This is a genomic window from Streptococcus pluranimalium, assembly GCF_047785745.1.
GTDB lineage: Bacteria > Bacillota > Bacilli > Lactobacillales > Streptococcaceae > Streptococcus > Streptococcus pluranimalium_B.
In genome coordinates, this window is sequence record NZ_JBLOJT010000129.1 from 1 (window position 1) to 4025 (window position 4025).

General features: G+C 40.1%; 4 protein-coding genes and 1 pseudogene. 2 read left to right on the top strand and 3 right to left on the bottom strand.

Annotated elements, in window-relative coordinates:
- Positions 1-9 precede the first annotated feature (9 nt).
- Genes secE through pbp2a form a run of 3 tightly spaced genes read right to left on the bottom strand, consistent with a single transcriptional unit; the run spans position 10 to position 2795 of the window.
- Positions 10-186 (bottom strand): preprotein translocase subunit SecE, encoded by a 177-nt coding sequence (gene secE, locus ACMZ6U_RS09540; protein WP_416108216.1) that lies wholly within the window; start codon positions 184-186, stop codon positions 10-12.
- 11 nt (positions 187-197) lie between these two features.
- Entirely contained in the window at positions 198-350 is a 153-nt protein-coding gene (gene rpmG / locus ACMZ6U_RS09545) for a 50S ribosomal protein L33 (protein WP_104967166.1), read from the bottom strand.
- 48 nt (positions 351-398) lie between these two features.
- Positions 399-2795: a penicillin-binding protein PBP2A gene (gene pbp2a / locus ACMZ6U_RS09550; RefSeq protein WP_416108217.1), complete on the bottom strand. Its 2397-nt coding sequence runs from the start codon at positions 2793-2795 to the stop codon at positions 399-401.
- Positions 2796-2902: 107 nt separating this feature from the next.
- Between pbp2a and ACMZ6U_RS09555 the strand changes: the two genes are divergently transcribed.
- Together ACMZ6U_RS09555 and ACMZ6U_RS09560 are read left to right on the top strand one after the other, a co-directional pair.
- A complete protein-coding gene (locus tag ACMZ6U_RS09555) occupies positions 2903-3766 on the top strand; it encodes an RluA family pseudouridine synthase (RefSeq protein WP_416108218.1) in 864 nt (287 codons plus the stop codon).
- 108 nt (positions 3767-3874) lie between these two features.
- A pseudogene (locus tag ACMZ6U_RS09560) lies at positions 3875-4025 on the top strand (IS3 family transposase); the annotation flags it as partial.

The following is a 4025-nucleotide window of genomic DNA, read 5'->3' on the forward strand; positions in this document are numbered from 1 at the left end:
CCATTTTTCTTAAAAGATGTCCAATACTGATACAATACCTGTTGAAATCAACTTATCAAATAAGAAGATAATGATTGTAAAGAAGACAGTGTATTCTAAAACAGCGAGAAAATCTTTCCAACGTTGTTTACGATCTGGCCATGTTGTATCTTTCAAAACTCTAAAAAGACCTGGGATAAATTTCACTGTTTCAACTCCTATCTTGTTTCTTTATGTATCGCATACTTTTGACAATGTTTACAAAATTTATTAACTTCTAGTCGTGTAGGTTTAGGATTACTAGAAACTCCAATAGAGTAATTACGACTTCCACACTCTCCACACGCTAGGCTTGCTTTTTTCTGTGCCATAACGCCTCCGTAACCTTTACTTTACCATAATTTAAGAATTGTGGCAAGTTAGTTTAACCAACCTTCAATAGTATTCCATGCTTGTCGAGCCTTATCTTCAAAATTAGCATCTTTGACAGCTTTATCAAAGGTATTTTTAGCAGATTCAGCACCTTTTTTGAGATTATCGAAAATATTCGAAACACTGGGAGCTGAGCTTTCTTTAGCTTCTTCAGGATTGGCTGTATAGGTTGGCACTAAGCCATCTGAAACATAAGCATTTTCGACATCAAATACCGACCCTTCCGTATAAGGTAAAATATTGCTAGCAACCGCACTAAAAATAGTCGATGCCGTACCCGAACTCGCGTCGCTAAGATAATGATTCTCATCAGTTTTATCAAACCCTATCCATTGACTTAATACAACATCAGGCGTATAGCCAATCACCCACTGGTCACTAGTTAAATCAGGATTAAACTCTGTCTCTGTCGTTCCAGTCTTACCAGCCATTGTGTAGCCATAAGCGTTAGCATTAACCGCTGAACCATTAGAGAAAGTTCCTAACATCATGGTGGTCATTTTTTTGCTGACACTCTGGCTAAGAACACGCTGATTTGATTCTTTAAACTGCTTGATGATTTTGCCATTGGCTGTTTCAATTCGGGTAATCAAGTGAGCCTTAGGCATGACACCGTCGTTAGCAAAAGTCGAATAAGCTTGAGCCATTTCAAGAGGATTCGAGGTGACACTACCACCAAGAGCAACACCCAGCTCACGATTAGCTCCTGACATATTGAGACCGAATTTCTTACCGTAGCTAAATGCCTTTGAAACGCCCATTTTATCTAAGAGATAAACAGCTGGGACATTATAAGAATTAGCCAAGGCTTGGTACATCGGCACATCTTCAGATTCATATCCACCGAAATTTTCTGGTCTATAGCCCTCATAATCAATCGGCGTATTTGGCAAGGATTTATTAATCGAATAACCATTAACAACTGCTGGAGCATAGACGACAAGTGGTTTTATAGCAGATCCTGGACTACGCTTAGATTGCGTCGCATAGTTAAAACTTCTAAAAGATTGACTTGTACTAGACACACGACCGACCAAACCTCTAACCGCTCCCGTCTTAGGATCCATGGCTACGCTTGCACTCTGAGATGATTCGCCATCTTCAGCAACAGGGAAATAAGAAGGCTCGTCATAAACGTATTGCATCCCTACTTGATAGTTTTGGTCTAACTCAGTGTAAATCTTATAGCCTTTATTAACAATATCATCTTCGGTGAGACCATATTTTTGAATGGCTTCCTGAATGACGGCATCAAAATAAGAAGGGTACTGGTAAGTATCTGAAGTGCCATTATAATTATCTACAAGTTCACTGGAAATATCGACACTAGCTGCTTGATCAGCTTCAGCTTGACTAATCGTCTTAGCATCAACCATGACACTCAGAATCGTATTGCGACGGTTCGTCGCATTTTCAAGAGAATAAATTGGATTATATATTTCAGGGCCCTTGAGCATCCCTGCTAAAGTAGCTGATTGCTCCAAGGTCAGCTCTGCGGCGCTAACGCCAAAGTATTTATGACCAGCATCTTCGATTCCCCAGACACTATTACCAAAATAAGCATTATTGAGATACATCGTGAGAATCTCGTCCTTGCTATATTGTTTGGTTAATTCTAAAGCCAAAAAGAACTCCTTAGCCTTACGAGTAATAGTCTGCTCTTGTGATAAATAGGCATTTTTAGCCAACTGCTGAGTGATGGTTGAACCACCCCCAAATTTCCCCATCGTTACAAGGGCTAAGGCGAAACGAGAAAAGTTGACACCATTATTTTTATAGAAGCTTCTATCTTCTGTAGCAATAACAGCTTTTTTAAGGTTATCACTGATAGCATCTAGCTCCACATAAGTCCCTTTTTGTCCAGATAGACTACCAACCTGCTCTTCATTCTTATCATAGATCAGTGTTGTTGCCTTCAAAGCTGACTGTAAGTCTTCCACATTTGCTGTCTTAGCTAAGTAAAAAAGGTAAGAACCAATAACTAAACTAAAAATCGCCCCTATCAGGAGGAGAATTTTACCAATGTGGTATCGGCGCCAAAAACGTCTAATCCAAGAATCCCTCGCTGGGATAATCTTGCGCAAAATAGCTAATTTAGGGTACTTTTTGACTAGTCGATCCAAGAGGCTTAACTTATGCCTCTGCCCACGGTGACTCCTTTCCTTATGACGACTTGACCGATCAAATCGTCGTGATTTTTCTTTATTCTCCTTAGAGCCATTCTCTGCAAAACCTTGATAAATCTGCGTCTCATCAACATTTCGACTATCTGAATAATTCTCAAGATCATCTAAATCATAATCATCCGCCCCCTTCTGATCAATTTGTTCATCAGTAGAAAGGAGATTTTTTAAGCTCTTTTTCCATTTTTCAAATATTGTCATAAGCCTATTATAGCAATTTTCCATAGAGATTTTCCTAAAAAAACTGTTACCAAGCTTACAAGTAAGTTTCAGTTAAGGATTAGCAGACAAGATGTTATAATAATCCTATGACTTTTACGGTAACCATTCAAAACCCTTATGCCGAAACCACGGTTAAGGAACTTTTAGAAGACCATTTTTTAATCCCGCGTAAGATAAGGCACTTCCTGCGGACCAAAAAGCACGTTCGTGTCAACAAGGAACTGATTAACTGGCAAAGTAAAGTGGCCTTGGGAGACACTGTTGAACTCACTTTCGATGAGGAGGATTACCCCCAAAAAGAGATCCCTTGGGGACGAGCCGAGTTTGTGGACTGCCTCTATCAGGATGAACACATCATCATTGTTAACAAGCCCGAGGGTATGAAAACGCACGGTAACGCACCCACTGAGATTGCTCTTTTAAATCACGTCTCCGCCTTTGTGGGGAAGACTTGCTATGTCGTTCACCGTCTCGATATGGAAACTAGTGGCGCTGTGCTTTTCACTAAAAATCCTTTTATCCTGCCTATTCTCAATCGACTCTTGGAGAACAAAAACATCAAGCGCCAATACTGGGCCTTGGTTGATGGGCATTTCCCAGACAAAAAACTGACTTACCGCAAACCTATCGGACGCCATCGACATGATCGTCGTAAGCGTGTGGTCGATCCACAAAACGGCCAGAAAGCAATCACCCATGTTCAGGTTCTCAAGCCTTTCAATAAGGCTAGTCTCATCAATTGTCAGCTTGACACCGGTCGCACCCACCAAATCCGTGTCCACCTCAGTTATGACGGTCACCCTATTCAAGGCGATCCTCTCTACCATTCCAAACCTCAAGGACGCCTCATGCTTCATGCCCATCAACTCAGCTTCACTCATCCCCTAACCTTGGAAAAAATCACCGTCAAAGCGACATCCGATAGCTTTGAAAAACAGTTGAAACGATAACACTTATGAACTGCAAATGGCAAACAAGAAAAACCCATCACCTAATTTCTATTTTGAACTGCACCCCAAAAGTTAGACACAAAATCTAACAATTGGGGTGCTTTTTGTATGAAATTAAGTTATGAAGATAAATTAACAATTTATCACTTGAAAAAACAAGGGATGACATGGACAAAGATTGGAAAACTATATGATGTTAATATCTCTAATATAAAATATATGGTTAGACTCATGGATCGATATGGCTTAGAGATTGTTG